We start from the raw sequence: 25,582 nt of genomic DNA, 5'->3' as shown, positions 1-25,582 counted from the left end.
CTTGTTCACGCGTCATTAACGCAGCCCCTCGAGCCAGCCATCGAGACTTCTGAAGGCATCATTGAAGGTGCGATCCAGTTGCAGCGGAGTGATTGAAACATAACCCTGCATAACCGCGTGGAAATCGGTGCCCGGGCCGCCATCTTCAGCATCCCCGGCGGCGGCGATCCAGTATCCGGATTTGCCGCGCGGGTCGACCACTTTCATCGGCGCCGCAGCGCGTGCTCGATGCCCGAGGCGGGTCAGCTGAATACCGCGTATATGGTCCAGCGGCAAGTTGGGAATGTTCACATTCAGCACCGTGCGCGGCGGCAGGTCGAGATCGCCATGGGCTTCGACCAGCTTGCGTGCAAAGTAGGCGGCTGTGGGAAGGTTCTCTACTTGTCGTGAGGCCAACGAAAAGGCAAACGAAGGACGTCCAAGGAAGCGCCCTTCGAGGGCGGCTGCCACAGTGCCGGAATACAACACGTCATCGCCCAGGTTAGCGCCCAGGTTGATCCCCGAAACGACCATGTCCGGCTCGCGCTCCAGCAAGCCGTTCAGGCCCAAATGCACGCAGTCGGTGGGGGTGCCGTTCAGGCTGATGAAGCCATTGGCCAGGGTTTGCGGGTGCAACGGACGGTCGAGCGTCAGCGAGCTGCTGGCGCCGCTTTTGTCCTGGTCCGGGGCGATAACCACACACTCGGTGTAATCCGCCAGCGCAGCAAAAAGCGCGGCGAGACCGGGTGCGGTTACCCCATCGTCGTTAGAAATCAGAATACGCATGGGCTGTCCGTCTGCCCCACCGGCACCAGATCAACAAGCTCGCGCACCAATGCGGTGGCAAAGCATCCGGCCGGCAGGACGAATTCCAGTTGCAGAATGTCAGGCTCGGGATAATGCCACGTCAACCCACCAATGGGCAGTCGCAGGATGCGACGTTCGTGACTCATACCGGCGTTAATCAACCAGTCACGCAAGTCCGCTTCGCGAGCGGCGATGTCCTGTTCCAGTACATGGACAACGCCAGCCGCTGGCGAGTCACCTTCGCCCCACTGGGGGCCTGTCGGGTGCAGGTCGAGAATCGCCAGTCGCGGGTCACTGCACTCCGCTTCACCGGCCGGAAAAAAACTGCGGCTATCGGTGAAGGCCAACAGATCGCCGACCTGGGCTTGCTGCCAGGTACCGTCGGCGACACGCGCCGCCAACACCTGATTGAACAGAAAACTGCGCGCCGTGGAGAGCAGCCGCGAACGCACGTTGCGCTGCTCAGGCAACGCTTTACGCGCCGCCCAGGCACGGGCATCGACGACGTTACCGCCGTCAAAGCCGAAACGCTGGACGCCGAAATAATTGGGAATACCTAGCTTGGCGATCAATTGAAGCCGCGCTTCGATCGCCGTCTTGTCACCAGCGAATTGCGTCAGGCGCAAGGTGAAACCATTGGCCGAGTGAGCACCGCGTTGCAGCTTGCGCTTGTGGCGACCGGTCTTGAGGATTTTCAGCGTGTCGTTTTCCGCCGCCGACAGATCCGGGTCAGCCTTGCCCGGCAGTTGCACGCTGAACCATTGGCGCGTCAGCGCCTGACGATCCTTGAGCCCGGCATAACTGACCGTGCGTAACGGCACGCCCGCCGCCTTGGCGATCCGCCGTGCCGCTTCCTCGGTATTGAGACCGCGCTTTTCTACCCAGATCCACAAATGCTCGCCATCACCGCTGAGGGGAATGTTGAGCACTTCATCGACCTGAAAATCTTCTGCCGTGGCTTTCAGAACAGCGGTGCCAAGCGGCTCGCCATAGGCCCGCGGGCCAAGCAATTGCAATTCGTTCATGCGCGCAGCAACAAGGCAACGGAGTGCACGGCAATGCCTTCTTCGCGACCGACAAAGCCAAGCTTTTCGGTGGTGGTAGCTTTCACGTTCACTTGATCCAACTCAACTTGAAGATCCGCGGCAATCAGCGCGCGCATCGATTCGATATGCGGGGCCATTTTCGGCGCCTGGGCGACGATGGTGTTATCGACGTTGCCGACTTTCCAGCCTTTGGCGTGAATCAGCGCGACAACGTGGCGCAGCAACCCACGGCTGTCAGCACCCTTGAATGTCGGGTCGGTGTCCGGGAAATGTTTGCCGATATCACCCAACGCGGCCGCGCCGAGCAAGGCATCGCTCAAGGCGTGTAGCAGGACGTCACCGTCGGAGTGAGCGAGCAGCCCGAAGCCGTGTGCAATGCGCACGCCGCCCAGAGTAATGAAATCGCCTTCAGCGAAACGGTGCACATCATAGCCGTGGCCAATACGCATAAAAAAACGCCCCGATTTTTGTCAGGGCGTGATTCTACCTGCTTTGTCGGACATTAGGCGCTTAGCACGCGCGCATGATGTTGCAGGTGGTCGTCGATGAAGCTGGCGATGAAGAAATAGCTGTGGTCATAGCCTGGTTGCAGGCGCAACGTCAGCGGATGACCCGCCAGTTTGGCCGCCTGTTGCAAGGCTTCAGGCTTGAGTTGAGTGGCGAGGAAATCGTCACGGTCACCTTGATCCACCAGCAGCGGCAGCTTCTCATCGGCCTCGGCGATCAGGGCGCAAGTATCCCATTCGCGCCACTTCGAACGGTCTTCGCCCAGGTATCGGGTGAAGGCCTTCTGCCCCCACGGACAGTCCATCGGATTGTTGATCGGCGAGAACGCCGACACCGACTGATAACGCCCCGGATTGCGCAAGGCGCAAACCAGCGCGCCATGGCCGCCCATGGAATGACCACTGATGCCGCGCTTGTCCGATGCAGGGAAATGAGCCTCGACCAATGCCGGCAATTCCTGCACCACATAGTCATGCATCCGATAGTGCCGCGACCACGGCTCCTGGGTGGCATTGAGATAAAACCCGGCACCGAGGCCGAAATCCCAAGCGCCATCTGGATCACCAGGCACATCGGGACCGCGCGGGCTGGTGTCCGGTGCGACGATGATCAAACCCAGCTCGGCAGCCATGCGCAGGGCGCCGGCCTTTTGCATGAAGTTCTCGTCTGTGCAGGTCAGGCCGGACAACCAGTACAACACCGGCAGTTTTCCGCCCTGCTCCGCTTGCGGCGGCAGGTACACGGCAAACACCATGTCGCAGCCGAGCACGTCGGAACGGTGCCGGTAGCGCTTGTGCCAGCCACCGAAGCTTTTCTGGCAGGAGATATTTTCCAGGTTCATGGAGCCTCCCAGCTTCAAGCCCCAAGCTTCAAGCGGCGAGGGCGGCGAACCCACTTGCTGCTTATGGCTTTTGACTTGTAACTGTTTTTAGAAATGGATGACGGAACGGATGCTCTTGCCTTCGTGCATCAGGTCGAACGCCTTGTTGATATCTTCCAGGCCCATGGTGTGGGTGATGAACGTGTCCAGCGGAATTTCACCGGTTGCGGCCATTTCGACGTAGCTTGGCAACTCGGTACGGCCACGCACGCCGCCGAACGCCGAACCGCGCCAGACGCGACCGGTGACCAGCTGGAATGGACGGGTGGCAATTTCCTGACCGGCACCGGCGACACCGATGATGACCGACTCACCCCAGCCCTTGTGGCAGCACTCAAGTGCGGCGCGCATCAATTGTACGTTGCCGATGCATTCGAAGGAGAAGTCGACGCCGCCATCGGTCATGTCGACGATGACTTCCTGGATCGGCCGGTCGAAATCTTTCGGGTTCACACAATCGGTTGCACCCAATTGCTTGGCGATCTCGAATTTGGCCGGGTTGATGTCGATGGCGATGATGCGTGCAGCCTTGGCTTTTACCGCGCCGATGACCGCCGACAGACCAATGCCGCCGAGGCCGAAAATGGCCACGGTATCACCGGGTTTCACCTTGGCGGTATTGAGCACCGCACCGATGCCGGTGGTGACACCGCAGCCCAGCAGGCAGACTTTTTCCAGTGGTGCTTCTTTAGCAATTTTGGCCACGGAAATTTCCGGCAATACGGTGTATTCGGAAAACGTCGACGTGCCCATATAGTGGAAAATCGGCTGCCCCTTGTAGGAAAAGCGCGAAGTGCCGTCCGGCATCAAGCCTTTGCCCTGAGTCGCGCGAATCGCCTGACACAAGTTGGTTTTGCCCGACAGACAGAATTTGCACTGACGGCATTCCGGGGTGTACAGCGGGATGACATGATCACCTACAGCCACCGACGTCACGCCCTCGCCAATCGCCTCAACCACTGCGCCGCCTTCATGACCGAGAATCGATGGAAAGATGCCTTCCGGGTCAGCACCGGACAGCGTGTACGCGTCGGTATGACAAACGCCGGACGCCACCACACGCAGCAAAACTTCACCGGCCTTGGGCATGGCGACATCGACTTCGACGATCTCTAGAGGTTTCTTGGCCTCGAAGGCAACGGCAGCGCGCGACTTGATCATGTGGATTCTCCAGTGAATTAAAAACGAGACAGGGAGTGTAATACAGCGCCTCACGGTGAATAATCCGGACAAAAGCAAAACATTATTGCCATGCAGGGATAATCACCGATGTCCGAGAGCCGCTGGGAAGGGATCGACGAGTTCGTCGCCGTGGCCGAATGCAGCCAATTTACGGCGGCTGCCGAACGCCTTGGGGTTTCTTCTTCTCATATCAGTCGACAAATCGTACGCCTTGAAGAGCGCCTTCAGACCCGCCTTCTTTACCGCAGCACCCGCCGGGTGACGCTGACCGAAGCCGGGCAAACCTTCTTGCAACATTGCCAGCGCCTGCAAGACGGCCGAGAAGAAGCCTTGCGTGCGGTCGGCGACCTGACCAGCGAACCGAAAGGCATGCTGCGCATGACCTGCGCCGTGGCGTATGGCGAGCGATTTATCGTGCCTTTGGTAACGCGTTTCATGGGGCTCTACCCGCAGTTGCGTGTCGACATCGAATTGAGCAACCGCCCGCTAGACCTGGTGCATGAAGGCCTGGACCTGGCGATCCGTCTGGGTCGCCTGCAAGACTCGCGACTGGTTGCCACTCGCCTGGCACCTCGACGCATGTACCTGTGCGCATCACCGTCCTACCTGGAACGTTATGGTCGGCCACACAGCTTGTCGGAACTAAGCCGCCACAATTGCCTCATTGGCAGTTCGGACCTGTGGCAACTGGAACAGAACGGGCGGGAATTTTCGCAGCGGGTCCAGGGAAACTGGCGCTGCAACAGCGGGCAAGCGGTGCTGGATGCCGCGCTACAGGGCGTGGGGTTGTGTCAGTTGCCGGACTATTACGTGCTGGAGCATTTGAAAAGCAGCGCATTGATTTCGTTGCTTGAGGCGCATCAACCGCCGAATACCGCTGTTTGGGCGCTTTATCCACAGCAACGACACCTGTCGCCCAAGGTGCGTAAGTTGGTGGATTATTTGAAGGAGGGGTTGGCGTTAAGGCCGGAGTACAGGGTGTGAGGGGTTGAAGATCAAAAAATCGCAGCCTCGTTTCACTCGACAGCTCCTACAGGATATTGCGGTGAACGCGGACAATGTAGGAGCTGTCGAGTGAAACGAGGCTGCGATCTTTTACTGGCGGTTAGACCAGCGCTGACGCAACCATTCAAGATCTTCGGGACGCGTAACCTTAAGGTTGTCGGCCCGACCCTCAATCAGACGTGGCGCCATGCCAGCCCACTCCATGGCCGATGCTTCATCAGTGATGACCGCATCCGCCACCAGACTGTCGGCCAATGCCCGATGCAGCGCCCCAAGGCGAAACATCTGCGGCGTATAGGCTTGCCAGATCACGCTTCGGTCCACGGTTTCAATCACCCGCCCATACTTGTCGACCCGCTTGAGGGTGTCGCGCGCCGGAACCGCCAGCAAACCGCCGACAGGATCATCAGCCAGTTCGCGGAGCAACTTGTCCAGATCATCACGGCTCAGATTCGGCCGCGCGGCGTCGTGAACCAGCACCCAATCTTCATCGTCGGCACCCAGCGCATGCAAATGCAGCAACGCATTGAGCACCGAGCCAGATCGTTCAGAGCCACCCTCGACCCGCTGAATTCGTGAATCAGCAGCACAGAGCAGGTTTGGCCAATAAGGATCATCAACAGCAAGACTGACCACCACCCCTTTCAGGCAAGGATGATTAAGGAAACAGCCGAGGCTGTGTTCGAGAATAGTGCGGCCGCCCAGTTGCAGGTATTGCTTGGGACGGTCCGCGGCCATACGGGCACCGACGCCCGCGGCAGGAATCACGGCCCAGAAGGCCGGTAACGAGGAATTCATTGAGCCAACTGGAAAAGGGTTTCGCCGTCCTTGACCATGCCCAACTCATGGCGAGCCCGCTCTTCAACGGTCTCCATACCTTTTTTCAACTCGCTGACTTCGGCGTCCATCACCCGATTGCGCTCCAGCAACCCTTCGTTCTCAGCCTGCTGATCCTTGATCTGCTGAGTCAGCTCAGCCACTTGCGCCAGACTGCCATTACCCACCCACAGGCGGTATTGCAGGCCAGCCAGCAACAAGAGCAAGACGAGGAACAACCAATTGGGACTGCGCATCGAATATCAGGTTTCCAGTGAAAAAAGACAGCCATGCAAAAACTTTGAAGCTTCTGATAGCACGAAGCCTGGAAGAACCAGGCTTCGTACTGATAAGGCATCAGATTAGTGGCAAATTGACCGCTGTTGCGATTTTTTCGACACAATCCGTTGTCTTTTTTATCATTTAGCAATCAACCGCGGAACTCGCTGCGGCCGTTGTACTTGGCTTTACCGTTCAACTGCTCTTCGATACGCAGCAGTTGGTTGTACTTGGAAACGCGGTCAGAACGGCACAGGGAACCGGTTTTGATCTGACCAGCCGAAGTGCCCACAGCCAGGTCGGCGATGGTCGAGTCTTCGGTTTCGCCCGAGCGGTGCGAGATCACAGCCGTGTAACCAGCGGCCTTGGCCATCTGGATGGCTTCCAGGGTTTCGGTCAGGGTGCCGATCTGGTTGAACTTGATCAGGATCGAGTTGGCGATCTTTTTATCGATGCCTTCTTTCAGGATCTTGGTGTTGGTCACGAACAGATCGTCGCCCACCAGCTGGGTTTTCTCGCCGATTTTGTCGGTGAGGATTTTCCAGCCAGCCCAATCGGACTCGTCCAGGCCGTCTTCGATCGAGATGATCGGATAACGCTCGGTCAGACCTTTCAGGTAGTCAGCGAAACCTTCAGCGGTGAACACCTGACCTTCGCCGGACAGATTGTATTGACCGTCTTCGTAGAATTCGCTCGCAGCACAGTCCAGCGCCAGGGTCACGTCGGTGCCCAGCTTGTAACCGGCGTTGGCCACAGCCTCGGAGATCACTTTCAAAGCGTCTTCGTTGGAAGCCAGGTTCGGCGCGAAACCACCTTCGTCACCGACGGCAGTGCTCAGGCCACGGGCCTTCAGAACGGCTTTGAGGTGATGGAAAATTTCGGTGCCCATGCGCAGGCCTTCCGAGAAAGACTTGGCGCCAACCGGCTGAACCATGAACTCCTGGATGTCGACGTTGTTATCGGCGTGCTCGCCACCGTTGATGATGTTCATCATCGGAACCGGCATCGAGTAAACACCCGGGGTGCCGTTCAGGTTGGCAATGTGAGCGTACAGCGGCAGGTCCTGGTCCTGTGCTGCTGCCTTGGCCGCAGCCAGGGAAACGGCGAGGATCGCGTTGGCGCCCAGGGAGCCTTTGTTTTCGGTACCGTCGAGCTTGATCATCGCGTGATCCAGCGCTTTCTGGTCGCTTGGGTCGGTACCTTTCAACAGGTCGCGGATCGGACCGTTGATGTTGGCGACGGCCTTGAGCACGCCTTTGCCCAGGTAACGGCTCTTGTCGCCATCACGCAGCTCGAGCGCTTCACGCGAGCCAGTGGAAGCACCGGACGGCGCGCAGGCGCTGCCGATGATGCCGTTATCGAGAAGCACGTCCGCTTCGACGGTGGGATTGCCACGGGAGTCGAGAACTTCACGACCTTTGATGTCGACGATTTTTGCCATTGTTGTAAACACTCCAAAGTTGACGAAAACGACGCAGCTAGAGGAAATCTTTTACCGTCGGCAAGTGATGTGCAGCAGGCAGACTTGCGGACGATAAAGCTCAGGCCCGAAGGCCTGAGCATTAAATCGTGCGGTACTTTACCGGAGAATTGAGGTTTACGCGGTTTCTACCGTCGGAAAACTCTTCACCAGTTCGTCCAAGGCTTTGAGCTGGGCCAGAAATGGCTCCAGTTTGTCCAGACGCAAGGCGCAAGGGCCGTCGCATTTGGCGTTGTCCGGGTCCGGGTGGGCTTCGAGGAACAGGCCGGCCAGCGACTGGCTCATGCCAGCCTTGGCCAGGTCAGTCACCTGGGCACGACGACCACCGGCGGAATCGGAGCGGCCACCGGGCATTTGCAGCGCGTGGGTCACGTCGAAGAACACCGGGTATTCGAACTGCTTCATGATGCCGAAGCCGAGCATGTCGACCACCAGGTTGTTGTAGCCGAAGCTCGAACCGCGCTCGCAGAGGATCAACTGATCGTTGCCCGCTTCCACGCACTTGCTCAGGATGTGTTTCATCTCGTGCGGTGCGAGGAACTGGGCTTTCTTGATGTTGATCACCGCGCCGGTCTTGGCCATCGCGACCACGAGGTCGGTCTGGCGCGACAGGAAGGCCGGCAACTGAATGATGTCGCAGACTTCCGCGACGACCGCAGCCTGATCAGGCTCGTGGACGTCGGTGATGATCGGCACGCCGAAGGCTTGCTTGATGTCCTGGAAAATCCGCATGCCCTCTTCCAGGCCGGGGCCACGGTAGGAGGTCACGGAAGACCGGTTGGCCTTGTCGAAGCTGGCCTTGAACACATAAGGGATACCGAGTTTCTCGGTGACCTTTACATACTCTTCGCAGACCTGCATCGCCATGTCGCGGCTTTCCAGCACGTTCATGCCACCGAAAAGCACCATTGGCTTGTCGTTGGCAATCTCGATATCGCCTACGCGGATGATCTTCTGCGCCATCGGATTTACGCCTTCTTCTGGTGTTGAACCAAAGCTGCTTTAACGAAACCGCTGAACAACGGGTGACCGTCGCGAGGTGTCGAGGTGAACTCAGGGTGGAACTGGCACGCGACGAACCATGGATGATCCGGTGCTTCAACCACCTCAACCAGCGCGCCATCACCGGAACGACCGGAGATTTTCAGGCCGGCTGCCATGATTTGCGGCAGCAGGTTGTTGTTCACTTCATAGCGATGACGGTGACGCTCGACGATGACGTCCTTGGCGTAGCAGTCATGCACCAGCGAACCCGGCTCCAGCAGGCAATCCTGAGCGCCGAGGCGCATGGTGCCGCCCAGGTCGGACGATTCGGTACGGGTTTCGACCGCGCCGGTAGCGTCTTCCCACTCGGTGATCAGACCCACGACCGGATGGCCGCTGGCACGATCGAACTCGGTGGAGTTGGCGTCTTTCCAGCCCAGCACGTTACGAGCGAACTCGATCACGGCCACTTGCATGCCCAGGCAGATACCCAGGTATGGAACCTTGTTTTCGCGAGCGTATTGAACGGCGGTGATCTTGCCTTCCACGCCACGCAGACCGAAGCCGCCCGGTACGAGAATCGCGTCCACACCTTCCAGCAGCGCGGTGCCCTGGTTTTCGATGTCTTCGGAATCGATGTAGCGCAGGTTGACCTTGGTGCGGTTGCTGATGCCGGCGTGACTCATCGCTTCGATCAGCGACTTGTAGGCGTCAAGCAGTTCCATGTACTTGCCGACCATCGCGATGGTGACTTCGTGCTCCGGGTTCAGCTTGGCATCAACCACGGCTTCCCACTCGGACAGGTCGGCGCTGCCGCATTGCAGGCCGAAACGCTCGACAACGAAATCATCCAGGCCCTGGGAGTGCAGAATGCCCGGGATCTTGTAGATGGTGTCGGCGTCTTCCAGCGCGATCACCGCACGTTCTTCAACGTTGGTGAACTGCGCGATCTTGCGACGCGACGAGATGTCGATCGGGTGATCGGAGCGGCAGACCAGCACGTCTGGCTGCAGGCCAATGGAACGCAGTTCCTTGACCGAATGCTGAGTCGGCTTGGTTTTGGTTTCACCGGCCGTGGCGATGTATGGCACCAGTGTCAGGTGCATCAGCATCGCGCGCTTGGCGCCGACTTCGAAACGCAATTGGCGGATCGCTTCCAGGAACGGTTGCGATTCGATGTCACCCACGGTGCCACCGATCTCGACCATCGCCACGTCGGCATCGCCGGCGCCCTTGATGATCCGGCGCTTGATTTCATCGGTGATGTGCGGGATCACCTGGATGGTGGCGCCCAAGTAATCACCACGGCGCTCTTTGCGCAGTACGTGCTCGTAGACACGGCCGGTGGTGAAGTTGTTGTTCTGGGTCATGGTCGTGCGGATGAACCGCTCGTAGTGGCCCAGGTCCAGGTCGGTCTCGGCGCCGTCGTGGGTGACGAACACTTCACCGTGCTGGAACGGGCTCATGGTGCCCGGGTCAACGTTGATGTACGGGTCCAGCTTCAGCATGGTGACCTTAAGTCCCCGCGCCTCCAGGATGGCCGCCAATGAAGCCGATGCGATGCCTTTCCCCAATGAAGAAACAACACCGCCCGTGACGAATATGTAGCGCGTCATGAAAAACCCTAGAAGTCTGCGTTAAAGCGGTCCGAGCCGCCGGGGAAAGCGAAGGAAGGCCGAAGCCCCCGATCACCTGCATTAATCACAGTGCACCTTTCAAAAAAACCGCCGCGTTGGGACAGACCGGCAGATGAAACACCGGTACGTTGCTCGCTACACATTTTTTGGAATCGCCCAGCAAAGACTGCTTGGTAATCGGCAACTCCTGCAATTCAGGCGAATCCACAGAAGTTGTATCAAGAAGGGAGCGTAGTCTACCGGAAAGCCCCTTTCAGCTCAAACCTTGATCTTCGCCAGGTGGCAGCCAATGCAAATGCCAGCCGTCTTGCCCACTGCCATTCAAGCCCGGTACGCTGGCCACTGCCAGTAATTGCCCATCGCGATAGACCAGCGGCAATCTGCCACGGGCAAAGGCCGGAACACCGCGTTCATTGAGCAAACGCTTCAGGTCGCGGTGACCGCGATCAGGAAAATGCATGACTTCACCGCCCTCACGATAGCGGATTTGCAGCAGACCATCGGGGATTTGCCCGGTGAACGTGAGCACGCCGTTCTCAGGCAACGCCAGCGACTTCGAAGGATCAACCCAATGGACGGCAGGCGGCGGATTGCTTAGCCAACAGCCCGACAGCCACCAAATCCGCCCCCCAGAACGATGCAGTTCGCCTTCCGCCAGGCGCCAGACCGGACGGGCATCAACGGTGGCATCGCGCAAATCCTCCCAACCCGACCAATGGTCACTGTCCGGCAACCTGGTCAGCGATGTGAGCCAGTGGCTTAACGCATTGCGTTGACGCGCAGCGGAAAGTTTTGCCAGGGAAGCCAACTCCAGAGAGGGCACGCCCAGCCAGTCGAAATCACTGACCGTAGTCGCTTCGGCCAGATCGATTTGCGCCAACTCATCAAGCAATGCCTGTGCTTCGCTCAAGTGCGCGGCACTACGAGCCATGGTCGCTACTGCCTGGGGCCAGCGCTCGGTCAATACCGGGAACACCTGATGTCGCAGGTAGTTGCGCGAGAACTGTCGATCCTGATTCGAAGGGTCTTCGATCCAGCTCAATCGATGCTCTGCGGCATAGATCTCAAGTTCGGCACGACTAACGTCCAGCAGAGGCCGCAGCAGGTGACCCCGGCCCAACGGACGCTGGCCCGGCATCCCCGACAAGCCCCTCACCCCTGCCCCGCGCAACAGACGAAACAACAGGGTTTCCGCCTGATCGTCACGGTGCTGGCCGGTCAGCAACAACTCATTGGCCTGAGTGTCAGCAACGAATGCACCGTAACGCGCATCCCGTGCCGCACGCTCAAGGCTGGCACCGGCTTGAACCTGAACGTGAACTATCTGTAGGGGCACACCCAAGGCATCACAGACGGCCTGGCAATGTTCCGGCCACGCATCCGCCGCCGCCTGAAGGCCGTGGTGGACATGGAGGGCGCTGAGCGCTGGCAGGGATTGGGTTTTTGCGAGATGGGCGAGCAGGTGCAACAGGACTGTGGAGTCGAGACCACCGCTGAACGCGATGCGCCAGGCCGTAGCGTTGCGCCACGGTTTCAAGTTCAACAAAAGCCTGGCAGGCAGATCAGTCATTGGCCGACTCATAGCGCTCCCTTTGCACAAAACAACTGTGGGAGCGAGCCTGCTCGCGATAGCGGTATAACAGCCAACAGATCAGTTGAATGTTAAGCCGCCATCGCGAGCAGGCTCGCTCCCACATGGGAAAAGCGAGGTCAGATCAGAGACCGTAGCTCATCAATCGCGCGTAACGACGGGCCAGCAGCGCGTCATTGTCGAACTTCTTCAACATCGCCAATTGCGAGGTCAGTTCCGCACGGATCGATGCCGCCGCGGCCGCTGGATTGCGGTGTGCGCCGCCCAATGGCTCGCCGATCACCTTGTCCACAATACCCAGGCCTTTCAGGCGCTCGGCGGTGATGCCCATGGCTTCAGCGGCATCCGGCGCCTTATCGGCGGTTTTCCACAGGATCGATGCGCAACCTTCCGGCGAGATCACCGCGTAGGTCGAGTACTGCAGCATGTTCAGCTGATCGCAAACACCGATGGCCAGAGCACCGCCGGAACCACCTTCACCGATCACGGTGGCGATGATTGGGGTTTTCAGACGTGCCATGACGCGCAGGTTCCAGGCAATCGCTTCGCTCTGGTTACGCTCTTCCGCGTCGATCCCAGGGTAGGCGCCCGGGGTGTCGATGAAAGTCAGGATCGGCATCTTGAAGCGTTCGGCCATTTCCATCAGGCGGCACGCCTTGCGGTAGCCTTCCGGACGCGGCATGCCAAAGTTGCGGCGAACCTTCTCGCGCACTTCACGGCCTTTCTGGTGACCGATGATCATCACCGGCTGGTCGTCCAGACGGGCGATACCGCCAACGATTGCAGCGTCATCGGAGAAGTGACGGTCGCCGTGCAATTCGTCGAACTCGGTGAAGATGTGTTCGATGTAGTCCAGGGTATATGGACGTTTCGGGTGACGCGCCAGACGGGCGATCTGCCAGCTGGTCAGCTTGCCGAAGATGTCTTCGGTCAGCGTGCTGCTTTTGTCCTGCAGGCGGGAGATCTCATCGCCGATATTCAGCGAATTGTCGTTACCGACCAAGCGCAACTCTTCGATCTTGGCTTGCAGGTCGGCGATCGGCTGTTCGAAATCTAGAAAATTCGGGTTCATAGGCGTCCGTCTTGGGTCGACGTCCAAGAGAGCTTGGGCCGGCCGGTTGTCTATTCGCGCCCTACCTTAAGGGAGAGGCGCGTTCAGGTCGAGATTAAAAATTCAGGTCGAGATCAGGGCACGTTCTCAAGGTGAAGAATGGCACCTGACCGTCAACGGTATTGGAGGAAGACGTTGTCTCGCCCGAACTGGTCACGCAAGGCTTGAATCAACGCATCCGCCGGATCGATTCGCCAAGTCTCGCCGAACTGCAGCAAGGCCTTCGCATCGGGGCTCGTGTATTCCATGGTAATCGGGCACGCGCCGCGGTGACGCTTGAACAATTCACCCAGCCAGCGTAGCTGATCGTTCTTCAAATCCTTGGTCTGCAGCTTCAGGCGCAGGCTTTCGGCCAGGTTGGTGCGTGCATCTTCCATGCTCATCACGCGCTTGACCCGCAACTTCAGGCCGCCGGAGAAGTCGTCATTGCTGACCTCGCCTTCGACCACGACCATCGCGTCAGTCTGCAACAGCGACTGCGCAGAATGGAATGCCTCGGCAAACAGCGACGCCTCGATCCGCCCGGAGCGGTCATCAAGGGTGATGAACCCCATCTTGTCGCCCTTTTTGTTTTTCATCACCCGCAGGGCGATGATCATGCCGGCCACGGTCTGGGTATCGCGTGCCGGCTTCAGATCGATGATGCGCTGACGGGCAAAGCGACGGATTTCACCTTCATACTCGTCTATCGGGTGACCGGTCAGGTACAGGCCCAGGGTGTCTTTCTCCCCTTTCAGCCGTTCCTTGAGCGTCAGTTCCTTGGCTTTGCGATGACTGGCGTAGACGTCTGCGTCTTCCTCGACAAACAGTCCGCCAAACAGGTCGGCATGACCACTGTCCTGGGTGCGCGCGGTTTGTTCAGCCGCCTTGATCGCCCCTTCCATCGCGGCCAGCAGCACCGCGCGATTCTGGTCAATGCTCGCCTGATAAGCCTTCGGCTCATCATGGAAATAAGGCCCCAGACGATCCAGCGCACCACTGCGGATCAAACCGTCCAGGGTGCGCTTGTTGATACGTTTCAGATCGACCCGCGCGCAGAAATCGAACAGGTCCTTGAACGGCCCGTCCTGGCGCGCCTCGGTGATCGCTTCCACCGGGCCTTCACCCACGCCCTTGATCGCGCCGAGGCCGTAGATAATCCGGCCTTCGTCATTCACCGTGAACTTGAACTCGGAGGCATTCACATCCGGCGCGTCGAGACGCAGCTTCATCGTGCGAATTTCTTCGATCAAGGTCACGACCTTGTCGGTGTTGTGCATGTCCGCCGACAGCACCGCCGCCATGAATGGCGCCGGGTAATGCGTTTTCAGCCAGGCAGTCTGGTACGAAACCAGGCCGTACGCAGCGGAGTGAGACTTGTTGAAACCGTAACCGGCGAATTTCTCCACCAGGTCGAAGATGTTACCGGCCAGGTCGGCATCGATATTGTTGGTCGCGCAACCTTCAATGAAGCCGCCGCGCTGCTTGGCCATTTCTTCGGGCTTTTTCTTACCCATGGCACGACGCAGCATGTCCGCACCACCGAGGGTGTAACCGGCCATGACCTGGGCAATCTGCATCACCTGTTCCTGATACAGGATGATGCCGTAAGTAGGTGCCAGTACCGGTTTGAGGCCTTCGTACTGGTAATCCGAGTGCGGGTACGCAAGTTCGGCGCGACCGTGCTTACGGTTGATGAAGTCGTCCACCATGCCCGATTGCAGCGGGCCCGGACGGAACAGCGCCACCAGTGCAATCAAGTCTTCCAGGCAGTCGGGCTTGAGCTTTTTGATCAGCTCCTTCATGCCACGGGATTCAAGCTGGAACACCGCCGTGGTTTCGGCCTTTTGCAGCAGCGTGTAGGTCGGCTTGTCGTCCAGCGGAATGAACGCGATGTCGAGCGGCGGCTCGTCGACCTTGGCGCGGTCTCGGTTGATGGTTTTCAGCGCCCAGTCGATGACCGTCAGAGTCCGCAGGCCGAGGAAGTCGAACTTCACCAGACCGGCCGCTTCAACGTCATCCTTGTCGAACTGGGTCACCAGACCGTCACCGGCCTCATCGCAGTAGATCGGCGAGAAGTCTGTCAGTTTGGTCGGCGCAATGACCACACCACCGGCGTGTTTGCCGACGTTACGCACAACGCCCTCGAGCTTGCGCGCCATCTCCCAGATTTCGGCGGCTTCTTCATCGACCTTGATGAAGTCACGCAGGATCTCTTCCTGCTCGTACGCCTTTTCCAGGGTCATGCCGACTTCGAACGGAATCATCTTCGACAGACGATCCGCCAAACCGTAGGACTTGCCCTGCACCCGCGCCACGTCCCGGACCACAGCCTTGGCCGCCATGGAACCGAAGGTGATGATCTGGCTTACCGCGTTGCGACCGTACTTCTCGGCCACGTATTCGATTACCCGATCACGACCGTCCATGCAGAAGTCGACGTCGAAGTCGGGCATCGATACCCGTTCCGGGTTAAGGAAACGTTCGAACAGCAGGTCATATTCCAGCGGATCGAGGTCGGTGATCTTCTGAACATAGGCCACCAGCGACCCGGCACCCGACCCCCGGCCCGGACCTACCGGCACGCCATTGCTCTTGGCCCACTGGATAAAGTCCATCACGATCAGGAAGTAACCGGGGAAGCCCATCTGGATAATGATATCCAGTTCGAAATTCAGCCGGTCGACGTAGACCTGACGCTTGGCCTCATAGTCTTCCGTAGTGTCCTTGGGCAACAGAACGGTCAGTCGATCCTCAAGGCCATCGAAGGACACCTTGCGGAAATACTCGTCGATGGTCATGCCATCGGGAATCGGGAAGTTGGGCAGGAAGTGCTTGCCCAGCTTCACTTCGATGTTGCATCGCTTGGCGATCTCGACGGTGTTTTCCAACGCCTCGGGCAGGTCGCTGAACAGCTCGGCCATTTCCTCGGCGCTTTTGAGGTATTGCTGGTCGCTGTAATTCTTCGAACGCCGCGGATCGTCGAGGGCGCGGCCCTCACCGATGCAAACGCGGGTTTCATGAGCGGCGAAGTCTTCCTGCTTGATGAAGCGCACGTCGTTGGTCGCGACCAATGGCGCGCCGATTTTCTCGGCCAGGGCCACGGCACCGTGCAATTGCTCTTCATCGTTGGGGCGATTGGTGCGCTGGATTTCCAGGTAGAAGCGATCCGGGAACACCGCCATCCATTCGCGTGCGAGGTTTTCCGCCTCGACCGGGTTGCCACTGAGCATGGCCAGGCCGATTTCACCCTCTTTCGCCGCCGACAGCATGATCAAGCCTTCGCTGGCCTCGGCCACCCATTCGCGCTCAATGATCACCGAGCCATTGCGCTGGCCGTCAATGAAACCACGGGAGATCAGTTCGGTCAGGTTGCGATAGCCGACAGCGTTCATGGCCAGCAGGCTGATCCGGCTCAGGGCGTTGTCCGGATCCTTGTTCGACAGCCACAAATCGGCACCGCAGATCGGCTTGATCCCGGCACCCATGGAGGCTTTATAGAATTTGACCAGGGAACACATGTTGTTCTGATCAGTGACCGCTACGGCAGGCATGTTCATGCCGACCAGGGTCTTGACCAGCGGTTTGATCCGCACCAGACCGTCGACCAGGGAATATTCAGTGTGCAGGCGTAGATGAACGAATGAAGCCGGCATAGTGATCCTGCGTTATGTCATGAAAACAACAAGGCCCGGATTGTACCGGGCCTTGGCAAAAACATCAGCCTTGCGACTAACTCTCGATCAGACTTTCACGCGCCTCGTACGCCAGGCGCACCGGGGCGAACGAGCGACGATGAATCGGCGTGGGCCCCAGGCGGGCCAACGCTTCCAGATGAACGGGCGTCGGGTAGCCTTTGTGCCCGCCGATGCCGTAACCCGGGTAAATCAGTTCAAATGCCGCCATTTCGCGATCACGGCTGACCTTGGCCAGAATCGATGCCGCCGCAATGGCCGGGACCTTGCCGTCGCCCTGTACTACCGCTTCAGCACGCATGGACAGTTTCGGGCAACGATTGCCGTCGATCATCGCCAGTTTCGGCTGGATGTGCAGGCCCTCGACCGCGCGCTGCATTGCCAGCATGGTGGCGTGCAGGATGTTCAGCTCATCGATTTCTTCGACTTCGGCCCGAGCGATGCACCAGCTCAGGGCTTTTTCACAGATTTCGTCGTAGAGCTTTTCGCGGCGGGCTTCGGTGAGTTTCTTCGAATCGTTGAGACCGAGGATCGGGCGATTCGGATCAAGGATCACCGCAGCCGTCACCACGGCGCCGCAGAGTGGACCGCGACCGACTTCATCAACACCGGCAACCAACTCTTCAACTTCAGCGACCAAGGTGAAATCCAGCCCCATTTGCATGCTTGTTTTACTCATTGTACTTGGCCGATCAGCTTCAGAACTGCATCTGCCGCCTGATTGGAGGCGTCCAGACGCAAGGTACGGTGAATTTCGTCAAAGCCGCGAGTCTGTTCCTCGCCATCTTCAATCAAGGGTGAAAGTGTTTGTGCAAGGGCTTCTACCGTCGCGTCGTCCTGGAGCAACTCGGGCACCAACAAACGCTGGGCCAGCAGGTTAGGCAAGGAAACGTAAGGACTTTTCACCATCCGTTTGAGAATCCAGAACGTCAGTGGCGCCAGTCGATACGCAACCACCATGGGCCGCTTGTACAGCAACGCTTCAAGGGTAGCCGTACCCGAAGCGATCAGCACCGCGTCGCAGGCTGCCAATGCCAGATGGGATTTACCATCGAGCAAGGTCAGCGGCAGATCGCGACCGGCCAGCAGCGCTTCAAGCTGTGCACGGCGTTCAGGGCTGGCGCACGGCATGACAAATCGCACGCCCGGGCGCAGGGCGCGCAGGCGCTGGGCGGTGTCGAGGAACAACGCGCCGAGCCGGCCCACTTCGCCCCCACGACTGCCGGGCATCAGTGCAACCAGCGGACCGTCCGGCAAATCAAGCTCAGCCCGCGCGGCAGCTCGATCAGCCTCCAGCGGAATAGCATCGGCCAGGGAATGCCCGACAAACCGCACCGGCACGCCCTTCTCTTCGTAGAATTTCGCTTCGAACGGGAACAGCGTCAGCATCAGGTCGCAGCCTTCGCGAATCTTCAGCACACGCTTCTGGCGCCACGCCCATACCGACGGGCTGACGTAATGCACGGTCTTGATCCCGGCCTGACGCAACTTGAGCTCGATATTGAGATTGAAGTCCGGGGCATCGATACCGATGAACACGTCCGGTTTTTCGGCGATCAGGTCGGCGATCAACTTTTTGCGACGCGCCAGCAGTTCACGCAGGCGCCCCAACACTTCCACCAGGCCCATGACCGATAGCCGTTCCATGGGGAAGTACGAGGTCAACCCTTCGGCTTGCATCAACGGGCCACCGACACCGATGAATTCCACCGCCGGATGCTGAGCCTTGAGTGCGCGCATGAGGCCCGCGCCCAGAATGTCGCCGGAAGCCTCACCCGCTACCAGCGCAATACGCAGATTAGCCATGATTAACGGGTGATGCCGCGAGTCGAAGACTGGATGGAGTCACGGAAAACCGCGACTTCCGGGAACTGGTCCGAGGGTTCGGCGAGTTCAATGAGCGCTTGCTCGATCGTCAGCCCCTGGCGATAAACCACCTTATAGGCACGACGCAGTGCGTGGATCGCGTCTTCGCTGAAACCACGGCGACGCATGCCCTCGAAGTTCATGCTGCGGGCTTCGGCAGGGTTGCCGAACACCGTGACGTACGCTGGAACGTCCTTGCCGATGGCCGTCCCCATGCCGGAAAAGCTGTGGGCACCAATGTGGCAATACTGGTGGACCAGGGTGAAGCCGGACAGGATCGCCCAGTCTTCAACGTGCACATGGCCGGCCAGCGCAGTGTTATTAACCAGAATGCAGTGATTGCCGATAACGCTGTCATGGCCGATATGGGCATAGGCCATGATCAGGTTGTGATCACCCAGGGTCGTTTCCGAACGGTCCTGAACCGTCCCGCGATGAATCGTCACGCCTTCACGGATGACGTTGTGGTCACCGATGACCAGACGGGTTTCTTCGCCTTTGTATTTAAGATCGGGCGTGTCCTCACCAACCGACGAAAACTGGTAGATACGGTTGTGCTTACCGATTCGGGTCGGGCCTTTTAGAATCACGTGCGGCCCGATCACTGTTCCCTCGCCGATTTCCACACCTGCGCCGACGATCGACCATGGGCCGACCTCGACGTCGTCGGCCAGAACGGCCGTCGGATCGATGATTGCGCGAGGGTCAATCAAACTCATAGCTTGCGTTCCGCACAGATGATTTCGGCGGAGCAGACTGGTTTGCCGTCGACCGAAGCCTGGCATTCGAACTTCCAGATCTGACGCTTGCAGCTCAGGAACTTGGCTTCGAGGATCAACTGATCGCCCGGCAGCACTGGCTGACGGAAGCGCAGCTTGTCAGAGCCTACGAAGTAGTAAAGGGTGCCGTCCGCCGGTTTCACGTCGAGCATTTTGAAACCAAGGATCCCGGCAGCCTGAGCCATCGCCTCGATGATCAGTACACCCGGCATGATTGGATGCGCAGGGAAGTGACCATTGAAGAACGGTTCGTTGATGCTGACATTCTTGTAGGCGCGAATGCGCTTGCCTTCCACATCCAGATCCACGACCCGGTCCACCAGCAGGAACGGGTAACGGTGAGGCAGGTATTCGCGAATCTCGTTGATGTCCATCATTTCGGGGGGAAGCCTATGTAAAGATTGGGAGCGCGCGACTGACACACGCTCCTCTAGCAAATCAAGCAAGCAGTCTAACGGCTGTGCACACTTGATATGGAAATGGTATCAGCCATCTGATGAAGCATTACCGTCAGGGGTCACTTCCCCTACACGCTTTTCCAGCTGTCGCAGACGCCGCGCGATGTCATCGAGCTGACGGATGCGAGCCGCGCTTTTGCGCCATTCGGCTGCTGGCTGCATTGCCGTACCGGAAGAATAGGAACCCTTTTCGGTAATCGAGTGGGTCACCATGGTCATCCCGGTGATGAAAACGTTGTCGCAAATTTCGATATGTCCCACCAGCCCTACACCGCCAGCGAGCATGCAATGCTTGCCGATTTTGGTACTGCCGGAGATCCCTACACAGGCGGCCATGGCGGTGTGATCACCGACCTGAACGTTGTGGGCGATCTGGATCTGGTTGTCGAGCTTCACACCATTGCCAAGAACGGTATCGGCCAATGCACCGCGATCAATAGCGGTATTCACGCCAATTTCCACATCGTCACCAACCAGCACACCACCGATCTGGGCGATTTTCTGCCAGACACCTTTCTCGTTGGCAAAACCGAAACCTTCGCCACCGAGCACGGCACCTGACTGAATGACCACTCGTTTGCCGATGCGTACGTCGTGGTACAGCGTGACCCGCGGGGCCAGCCAGCCACCCTCACCAATCTCGCAACGGGCACCGATGAAGCAATGAGCCCCAATGGTCACACCCGCGGCGATACGCGCACAGCTTTCGATCACGGCAAAGGCACCGATACTCGCCGCAGGATCAACCACTGCGTCCGCTGCCACTACCGCTGTTGCGTGAATGCCGGCGGGCGCCTTGGGCTTGGGATCGAACAAATGGGAAATTCGCGCGTAGGCCAGATACGGATCAGGCACCAGCAGTGCATCACCGGAAAAACCTTCGGCATCAGTGGCCTTCAGCAACAGTGCTGCGGCCCGGCTGTCCGCCAGGTATTTACGGTACTGAGGATTTGCGAGAAAGCTCAACTGAGCTGGGCCAGCCTCTTGCAAAGTGGCCAGCCCAGTAATTTCTTTCTCCGGGTCGCCACGTAGCGTGGCGCCAAGGAACTCGGCCAACTGACCGAGTTTTATCGTCGCTGTCATGATTACTTCAGCTGATTCATGCGCTCGATAACCTGGCGAGTGATGTCGTACTGAGGTTTGACATCAATCACTGCGCCACGCTCGAAGACCAGGTCAAAAGCACCTTTCTTGATGACTTCTTCCACAGCGCTGTCCAGTTTCGGCTTGAGCTGCTTCAGCATTTCACGGTCGGCAACGGCTTTGGCTTCATTCAGCTCCTTGGATTGGAACTGGAAGTCACGGGCCTTTTGCTTGAACTCGAGTTCAAGGCGCTCACGCTCGCCTTGCTGCATCTTGTCGCCGCCGGCCATCAAACGATCCTGAATGCCTTTGGCGCTGCTTTCCAGCGTCTTGAGCTTGGTCAGTTGCGGGCCAAATTTTTTCTCGGCATCCACCGCGTATTTCTTGGCCGCGTCGGATTCCAGCAGTGCCATCTGATAGTTCAGAACGGCGATTTTCATGTCGGCAAAAGCCGGACCTGCTACCAGTAAGGTTGCGAGGAGAACCAATTGAGTCAACTTACGCACGATGCACTCCTACAAAATTCATTGTCGTTATTTTGGGTCAGATGCTTAGAACGTCTGGCCAAGAGAGAATTGGAATACTTGAGTTTCAGAGTTATCCGGTTCTTTTACCGGGAAGGCCAGCGCGAAACTCAGCGGCCCCAGCGCAGTGACCCATGTAACACCTACACCCACGGAACTGGCCATGTTGCTCAAGCTGACATCGTTACATTGCGTATTGGACTTCGACTGTGGGTTGGTATTGGTGGTCTGCTCGCACTTGGAGTCAAACACATTACCCACATCCCAGAATACGGAGGTACGCAGGGAACGCTGGTCCTTGACGAACGGCAGCGGAAACAGAAGCTCTGCACCACCTTGAATCAGGACGTTGCCGCCGAACGGCAGTGGATCCTGATCCGGGTCATTAAGAGTGCCCGCGTTACCGGTGGTTTGCTGTCCGCGGCTCGGCGTACTGCGCGGCCCCAATGTACTGTCCTTGAAGCCACGAACCGAATTGAAGCCACCAGCAAAGTAGTTTTCATAGAACGGCAAGCCATCGGTCGAGCCGTACCCATCGCCATACCCCAATTCAGTGTGCAGGCGCATGGTGTAGTTTTCAGACAATGGCTGGAACAACTGACCACGGTAATCGAGCTTGAAGAACGACAGGTCGCTGCCCGGCACGGTGACTTCTGCCGTCAAGCTTTGAGAATGACCACGGGTCGCCAATACGCCCTTGTTCAGGGTGGACTCGGACCAGCCCGTCGACGCCTTGAAGTTCAGGTATTCGTCGCCTTCACGGTTAACAAAGTCGAAAATCTCGTCGACGGTGTATTGACCGGTCTTGATCTTGTCTTGCTGTGCAGACAGACCAAAGGTCAGACGCGATGTTTCGCTGATCGGGTAACCGACGCTTACACCAGCACCCAGGCTGTCTACGGCATAGCTTGCTACGTCGACATCGAGATCATCGTAGTCGGTGGTGCGATAGAAAGCGTTGTAGCCCAGGCTCACACCGTCAGCCGTCCAGTACGGGTCGACATAACCGAAGTTATAGCGGCTCTGGTATTCGCTTTTGGTCAAACCGATGCTGACCTTGTTACCAGTACCCAGGAAGTTGTTCTGAGTGATCGAACCACCGAGGATCAGACCGGCACTTTGTGCGAAGCCGATGCTGGCAGTGATCGAACCGGAAGCCTGCTCTTCGACGCCGTAGTTCACGTCAACCTGGTCATCGACACCTGGCACAGCCGGGGTTTCGACGTTCACTTCCTTGAAGAAGCCCAGGCGCTCAAGACGCGTCTTGGACTGATCGATCAGGTAGGTCGAAGCCCAGCCGCCTTCCATCTGGCGCATTTCGCGGCGCAGCACTTCGTCTTCGGACTTGGTGTTGCCACGGAAATTGATACGGTTGACGTAAGCACGTTTGCCCGGGTCCACAGCGAAGGTGATGTCGACGGTGTGGTCTTCATTATGGGGCTGAGGCACGCCGTTGACGTTGGCGAAGGTGTAACCCTCGTTACCCAGACGGCGGGTGATCAATTCCGATGTGGTGGTCATCAGCTTGCGCGAGAACACCTGGCCTTTCTGAACCAGAAGCAGGGACGAGATCTGATCTTCAGGGACTTTCAGGTCACCGCTCAGCTTGACGTCACGAACGGTGTACTTGTCGCCTTCGTTGACGTTGACAGTGATGTAGACGTGTTTCTTGTCCGGGGTGATGGACACCTGGGTCGAAGCGATATCCATGTTGATATAGCCACGGTCCAGGTAGTAGGAGCGCAGACGCTCCAGGTCACCGGAAAGTTTTTCACGCGCATACTTGTCGTCGTTCTTGAAGAAAGACAGCCAGTTGGTGGTCTTCAATTCGAACAGGTCGATCAGGTCTTCTTCAGGGAAGACGGTGTTACCCACCACGTTGATGTGCTGGATAGCCGCGACGGTGCCTTCGTTGATGTTGACCTTCAAGCCGACGCGGTTACGCGGCTGCGGCACCACTTCGGTGTCGACGGTGGCGGAGTAGCGACCCTGGGCGACGTATTGGCGCTGCAGTTCGTTACGCACACCTTCGAGCGTGGCACGCTGAAAGATCTCACCTTCAGCCAGACCGGATTGTTTGAGGCCTTTCATCAGGTCTTCAGTGGAGATCGCCTTGTTACCCTCGATCTCGATACTGGCAACGGACGGGCGCTCGACTACCGTGATGACCAGGACGTTGCCATCGCGGCCCAGCTGGATATCTTGAAAGAACCCGGTTTTGAACAAAGCACGAGTGGATTCCACCAGGCGACGATCATCCGCCTGTTCACCGACGTTCAACGGCAAAGCACCAAAGACGCTACCCGCGGAGACCCGCTGGAGGCCATTGACGCGAATATCAGAGATAGTGAAGGACTCGGCGTGAACTTCGGCGATCATCAATACGGTGAGAACCGCAGTTAGCAGCAGACGTTTCATGAAGTCCTTTCTTATTCCAACTGGCAATAAACAAACTGCCGCAAAATGCGGCAGATTCGCAATTCAGCGAAGTTGTTACAGACGGCCCAGATCATTAACCAGAGCGAGCAACATCACCCCGATCACCAAACTGATACCGATCTGTATCCCCCAACCCTGCACCCGATCCGACAAGGGACGACCACGCGCCCACTCGATCAGATAAAACAACAAATGCCCCCCATCCAGTACAGGAATGGGCAACAAATTCAGAACCCCCAGGCTAATACTCAGATATGCAAGGAAATTCAGGAAGTCAGCAACGCCCGACTGGGCAGAAGCGCCCGCCACTTTAGCAATGGTTATCGGTCCACTCAAGTTTTTTACCGAGAGCTCACCGAACAACATTTTCTTGAGCGAATCGAGGGTCAGTACGCTCATGGTCCAGGTGCGTCGCGCACCCTCTCCAATCGCGGCCACAGGGCCGTAACTGACTTCGCGAATCATCTCTGGCGGCCAATCGACCGCTTTCACCCCGGCCCCCATATAACCGGTAGGTGCCTTGCTCTCGCCGCGAGCGGCCAACGTAACAGGGGCGTCGATTTGAGCACCATCGCGTTCGACGCGCAGCATGATTTTGGCATTCGGGTGCATACGGACGGTATCGACCACTTGCTGCCAGTCATCCAGCGCCTTGCCATCGAGTGCCAGCAGCCGGTCACCGGTCTTCAGTCCTGCGGCCTGCGCCGGCCCTTTCGGATCAATCTCGGCCAATACAGGAGGCAACGCCGGGCGCCAAGGACGGATACCCAACGAACGAATCGGATCCGGCTCGTCAGCCCCCTTAAGCCATTTATCCAGCGCCAGCTCGCGAGGAGAGTCCGTCATGGAGCCCTGCTCACGCACCAACAATTGAAGTGAACCACTCTCGCCAAGACGTCGAACCAGTTGCAGATTCACCGCTGCCCAGCCGGAAGTCGGCTCGCCATCAATGGCAATGATTTCCTGACCAGCGCTCAAACCGGCCCTGGCGGCAATACTGCCGGACTCGACTGCGCCGATGACTGGTCGCACCTGCTCCGTGCCGAGCATCGCCAACGCCCAGAAAAACACCAATGCCAACAGGAAATTGGCGATGGGGCCTGCCGCCACAATGGCGATTCGCTGACGGACTGATTTGCGATTGAAGGAATGCTCGAGCTGATCGGCCGGTACTTCGCCTTCGCGCTCATCGAGCATCTTCACGTAGCCGCCCAGTGGAATGGCAGCCACCACGAACTCGGTACCTTGCTTGTCGTGCCAGCGCAGCAGCGGCATGCCGAAGCCTACGGAGAAACGCAGCACTTTGACCCCACAGCGACGTGCGACCCAGAAATGGCCGAATTCGTGAAAGGTAACCAGCACACCCAATGCCACCAGGGTGCCGACAATCATATAGAGCGCGCTCATCTACTTTCTCCGCAATCCTATTCAGTGCCGCATGGGCCAACGTATCGC

The 25,582-nt window shown here is 58.3% G+C and carries 22 protein-coding genes; 1 reads left to right on the top strand and 21 read right to left on the bottom strand.

Annotated elements, in window-relative coordinates; translation table 11 throughout:
• Positions 1-15 precede the first annotated feature (15 nt).
• The 5 genes from surE to PMI22_RS00840 all read right to left on the bottom strand — a co-directional run bounded on the left by surE (position 16) and on the right by PMI22_RS00840 (position 4,380).
• Positions 16-765, bottom strand: a complete 750-nt coding sequence (gene surE / locus PMI22_RS00820) for a 5'/3'-nucleotidase SurE (protein WP_007949360.1) — start codon at positions 763-765, stop codon at positions 16-18.
• Complete coding sequence (truD, locus tag PMI22_RS00825) at positions 753-1,811, bottom strand: tRNA pseudouridine(13) synthase TruD (protein WP_007949359.1); 1,059 nt, start codon at positions 1,809-1,811, stop codon at positions 753-755. Before truD ends, surE begins: the two co-directional genes overlap by 13 nt.
• On the bottom strand, positions 1,808-2,281 hold the full coding sequence (gene ispF / locus PMI22_RS00830; protein ID WP_007949357.1) for a 2-C-methyl-D-erythritol 2,4-cyclodiphosphate synthase: 474 nt from the start codon (positions 2,279-2,281) through the stop codon (positions 1,808-1,810). Before ispF ends, truD begins: the two co-directional genes overlap by 4 nt.
• A gap of 53 nt (positions 2,282-2,334) precedes the next feature.
• Positions 2,335-3,180, bottom strand: a complete 846-nt coding sequence (fghA, locus tag PMI22_RS00835) for an S-formylglutathione hydrolase (protein ID WP_007949356.1) — start codon at positions 3,178-3,180, stop codon at positions 2,335-2,337.
• Between the two features lie 87 nt (positions 3,181-3,267).
• On the bottom strand, positions 3,268-4,380 hold the full coding sequence (locus PMI22_RS00840; protein WP_007949355.1) for an S-(hydroxymethyl)glutathione dehydrogenase/class III alcohol dehydrogenase: 1,113 nt from the start codon (positions 4,378-4,380) through the stop codon (positions 3,268-3,270).
• 108 nt (positions 4,381-4,488) lie between these two features.
• Here PMI22_RS00840 and PMI22_RS00845 point away from each other — a divergent pair, with 108 nt between their 5' ends.
• Positions 4,489-5,385 (top strand): LysR substrate-binding domain-containing protein, encoded by an 897-nt coding sequence (locus tag PMI22_RS00845; RefSeq protein ID WP_007949354.1) that lies wholly within the window; start codon positions 4,489-4,491, stop codon positions 5,383-5,385.
• Positions 5,386-5,496: 111 nt separating this feature from the next.
• Here PMI22_RS00845 and ispD read toward each other — a convergent pair whose 3' ends face one another.
• The 16 genes from ispD to rseP all read right to left on the bottom strand — a co-directional run bounded on the left by ispD (position 5,497) and on the right by rseP (position 25,534).
• On the bottom strand, positions 5,497-6,204 hold the full coding sequence (ispD, locus tag PMI22_RS00850) for a 2-C-methyl-D-erythritol 4-phosphate cytidylyltransferase (protein WP_007949353.1): 708 nt from the start codon (positions 6,202-6,204) through the stop codon (positions 5,497-5,499).
• A complete protein-coding gene (ftsB, locus tag PMI22_RS00855) occupies positions 6,201-6,479 on the bottom strand; it encodes a cell division protein FtsB (protein ID WP_007949352.1) in 279 nt (92 codons plus the stop codon). The genes ispD and ftsB overlap by 4 nt, the downstream gene beginning before the upstream one ends.
• A gap of 173 nt (positions 6,480-6,652) precedes the next feature.
• The gene (eno, locus tag PMI22_RS00860) at positions 6,653-7,942 is read right to left on the bottom strand and encodes a phosphopyruvate hydratase (protein ID WP_007949351.1); all 1,290 of its coding nucleotides are present in this window, start codon (positions 7,940-7,942) and stop codon (positions 6,653-6,655) included.
• Positions 7,943-8,098: 156 nt separating this feature from the next.
• Positions 8,099-8,944 (bottom strand): 3-deoxy-8-phosphooctulonate synthase, encoded by an 846-nt coding sequence (gene kdsA, locus PMI22_RS00865; protein WP_007949350.1) that lies wholly within the window; start codon positions 8,942-8,944, stop codon positions 8,099-8,101.
• Positions 8,945-8,949: 5 nt separating this feature from the next.
• The gene (locus PMI22_RS00870) at positions 8,950-10,581 is read right to left on the bottom strand and encodes a CTP synthase (RefSeq protein WP_007949349.1); all 1,632 of its coding nucleotides are present in this window, start codon (positions 10,579-10,581) and stop codon (positions 8,950-8,952) included.
• 274 nt (positions 10,582-10,855) lie between these two features.
• Positions 10,856-12,184, bottom strand: coding sequence for a tRNA lysidine(34) synthetase TilS (gene tilS, locus PMI22_RS00875; RefSeq protein WP_033049798.1), 1,329 nt, complete (start codon positions 12,182-12,184; stop codon positions 10,856-10,858).
• Positions 12,185-12,317: 133 nt separating this feature from the next.
• Positions 12,318-13,265 carry an acetyl-CoA carboxylase carboxyltransferase subunit alpha gene (locus tag PMI22_RS00880; RefSeq protein ID WP_007949347.1) on the bottom strand — a complete coding sequence of 316 codons (948 nt, stop codon included), beginning with the start codon at positions 13,263-13,265 and terminating at the stop codon, positions 12,318-12,320.
• A 152-nt stretch (positions 13,266-13,417) separates the two neighbouring features.
• Complete coding sequence (gene dnaE / locus PMI22_RS00885) at positions 13,418-16,939, bottom strand: DNA polymerase III subunit alpha (RefSeq protein WP_007949346.1); 3,522 nt, start codon at positions 16,937-16,939, stop codon at positions 13,418-13,420.
• Between the two features lie 76 nt (positions 16,940-17,015).
• On the bottom strand, positions 17,016-17,642 hold the full coding sequence (gene rnhB, locus PMI22_RS00890) for a ribonuclease HII (protein WP_007949345.1): 627 nt from the start codon (positions 17,640-17,642) through the stop codon (positions 17,016-17,018).
• Between the two features lie 11 nt (positions 17,643-17,653).
• Positions 17,654-18,784 carry a lipid-A-disaccharide synthase gene (gene lpxB, locus PMI22_RS00895; protein ID WP_007949344.1) on the bottom strand — a complete coding sequence of 377 codons (1,131 nt, stop codon included), beginning with the start codon at positions 18,782-18,784 and terminating at the stop codon, positions 17,654-17,656.
• A gap of 2 nt (positions 18,785-18,786) precedes the next feature.
• Positions 18,787-19,563 (bottom strand): acyl-ACP--UDP-N-acetylglucosamine O-acyltransferase, encoded by a 777-nt coding sequence (gene lpxA / locus PMI22_RS00900; RefSeq protein ID WP_007949343.1) that lies wholly within the window; start codon positions 19,561-19,563, stop codon positions 18,787-18,789.
• Positions 19,560-20,000 carry a 3-hydroxyacyl-ACP dehydratase FabZ gene (fabZ, locus tag PMI22_RS00905; protein WP_007907157.1) on the bottom strand — a complete coding sequence of 147 codons (441 nt, stop codon included), beginning with the start codon at positions 19,998-20,000 and terminating at the stop codon, positions 19,560-19,562. The genes lpxA and fabZ overlap by 4 nt, the downstream gene beginning before the upstream one ends.
• A gap of 108 nt (positions 20,001-20,108) precedes the next feature.
• The gene (gene lpxD, locus PMI22_RS00910; RefSeq protein ID WP_007949342.1) at positions 20,109-21,164 is read right to left on the bottom strand and encodes a UDP-3-O-(3-hydroxymyristoyl)glucosamine N-acyltransferase; all 1,056 of its coding nucleotides are present in this window, start codon (positions 21,162-21,164) and stop codon (positions 20,109-20,111) included.
• A 2-nt stretch (positions 21,165-21,166) separates the two neighbouring features.
• Positions 21,167-21,670: an OmpH family outer membrane protein gene (locus tag PMI22_RS00915; RefSeq protein WP_007949341.1), complete on the bottom strand. Its 504-nt coding sequence runs from the start codon at positions 21,668-21,670 to the stop codon at positions 21,167-21,169.
• A gap of 45 nt (positions 21,671-21,715) precedes the next feature.
• Positions 21,716-24,106, bottom strand: a complete 2,391-nt coding sequence (bamA, locus tag PMI22_RS00920) for an outer membrane protein assembly factor BamA (RefSeq protein WP_007949340.1) — start codon at positions 24,104-24,106, stop codon at positions 21,716-21,718.
• A gap of 75 nt (positions 24,107-24,181) precedes the next feature.
• Positions 24,182-25,534 (bottom strand): sigma E protease regulator RseP, encoded by a 1,353-nt coding sequence (gene rseP, locus PMI22_RS00925; protein WP_007949339.1) that lies wholly within the window; start codon positions 25,532-25,534, stop codon positions 24,182-24,184.
• Between the last annotated feature and the right edge of the window lie 48 nt (positions 25,535-25,582).

Source organism: Pseudomonas sp. GM21, from assembly GCF_000282215.1.
Lineage (GTDB): Bacteria > Pseudomonadota > Gammaproteobacteria > Pseudomonadales > Pseudomonadaceae > Aquipseudomonas.
Note: the sequence above shows the minus strand (reverse complement) of the source record. Positions and strands in the feature narration are given on the sequence as shown.

Excerpts from the sequence above, each read along its gene's own strand:
- surE (WP_007949360.1), bottom strand. The coding sequence starts at position 765 with ATGCGTATTCTGATTTCTAACGACGATGGGGTAACCGCACCCGGTCTC.
- truD (WP_007949359.1), bottom strand. The coding sequence starts at position 1,811 with ATGAACGAATTGCAATTGCTTGGCCCGCGGGCCTATGGCGAGCCGCTT.
- ispF (WP_007949357.1), bottom strand. The coding sequence starts at position 2,281 with ATGCGTATTGGCCACGGCTATGATGTGCACCGTTTCGCTGAAGGCGAT.
- fghA (WP_007949356.1), bottom strand. The coding sequence starts at position 3,180 with ATGAACCTGGAAAATATCTCCTGCCAGAAAAGCTTCGGTGGCTGGCAC.
- PMI22_RS00840 (WP_007949355.1), bottom strand. The coding sequence starts at position 4,380 with ATGATCAAGTCGCGCGCTGCCGTTGCCTTCGAGGCCAAGAAACCTCTA.
- PMI22_RS00845 (WP_007949354.1), top strand. The coding sequence starts at position 4,489 with ATGTCCGAGAGCCGCTGGGAAGGGATCGACGAGTTCGTCGCCGTGGCC.
- ispD (WP_007949353.1), bottom strand. The coding sequence starts at position 6,204 with ATGAATTCCTCGTTACCGGCCTTCTGGGCCGTGATTCCTGCCGCGGGC.
- ftsB (WP_007949352.1), bottom strand. The coding sequence starts at position 6,479 with ATGCGCAGTCCCAATTGGTTGTTCCTCGTCTTGCTCTTGTTGCTGGCT.
- eno (WP_007949351.1), bottom strand. The coding sequence starts at position 7,942 with ATGGCAAAAATCGTCGACATCAAAGGTCGTGAAGTTCTCGACTCCCGT.
- kdsA (WP_007949350.1), bottom strand. The coding sequence starts at position 8,944 with ATGGCGCAGAAGATCATCCGCGTAGGCGATATCGAGATTGCCAACGAC.
- PMI22_RS00870 (WP_007949349.1), bottom strand. The coding sequence starts at position 10,581 with ATGACGCGCTACATATTCGTCACGGGCGGTGTTGTTTCTTCATTGGGG.
- tilS (WP_033049798.1), bottom strand. The coding sequence starts at position 12,184 with ATGAGTCGGCCAATGACTGATCTGCCTGCCAGGCTTTTGTTGAACTTG.
- PMI22_RS00880 (WP_007949347.1), bottom strand. The coding sequence starts at position 13,265 with ATGAACCCGAATTTTCTAGATTTCGAACAGCCGATCGCCGACCTGCAA.
- dnaE (WP_007949346.1), bottom strand. The coding sequence starts at position 16,939 with ATGCCGGCTTCATTCGTTCATCTACGCCTGCACACTGAATATTCCCTG.
- rnhB (WP_007949345.1), bottom strand. The coding sequence starts at position 17,642 with ATGCAAATGGGGCTGGATTTCACCTTGGTCGCTGAAGTTGAAGAGTTG.
- lpxB (WP_007949344.1), bottom strand. The coding sequence starts at position 18,784 with ATGGCTAATCTGCGTATTGCGCTGGTAGCGGGTGAGGCTTCCGGCGAC.
- lpxA (WP_007949343.1), bottom strand. The coding sequence starts at position 19,563 with ATGAGTTTGATTGACCCTCGCGCAATCATCGATCCGACGGCCGTTCTG.
- fabZ (WP_007907157.1), bottom strand. The coding sequence starts at position 20,000 with ATGATGGACATCAACGAGATTCGCGAATACCTGCCTCACCGTTACCCG.
- lpxD (WP_007949342.1), bottom strand. The coding sequence starts at position 21,164 with ATGACAGCGACGATAAAACTCGGTCAGTTGGCCGAGTTCCTTGGCGCC.
- bamA (WP_007949340.1), bottom strand. The coding sequence starts at position 24,106 with ATGAAACGTCTGCTGCTAACTGCGGTTCTCACCGTATTGATGATCGCC.
- rseP (WP_007949339.1), bottom strand. The coding sequence starts at position 25,534 with ATGAGCGCGCTCTATATGATTGTCGGCACCCTGGTGGCATTGGGTGTG.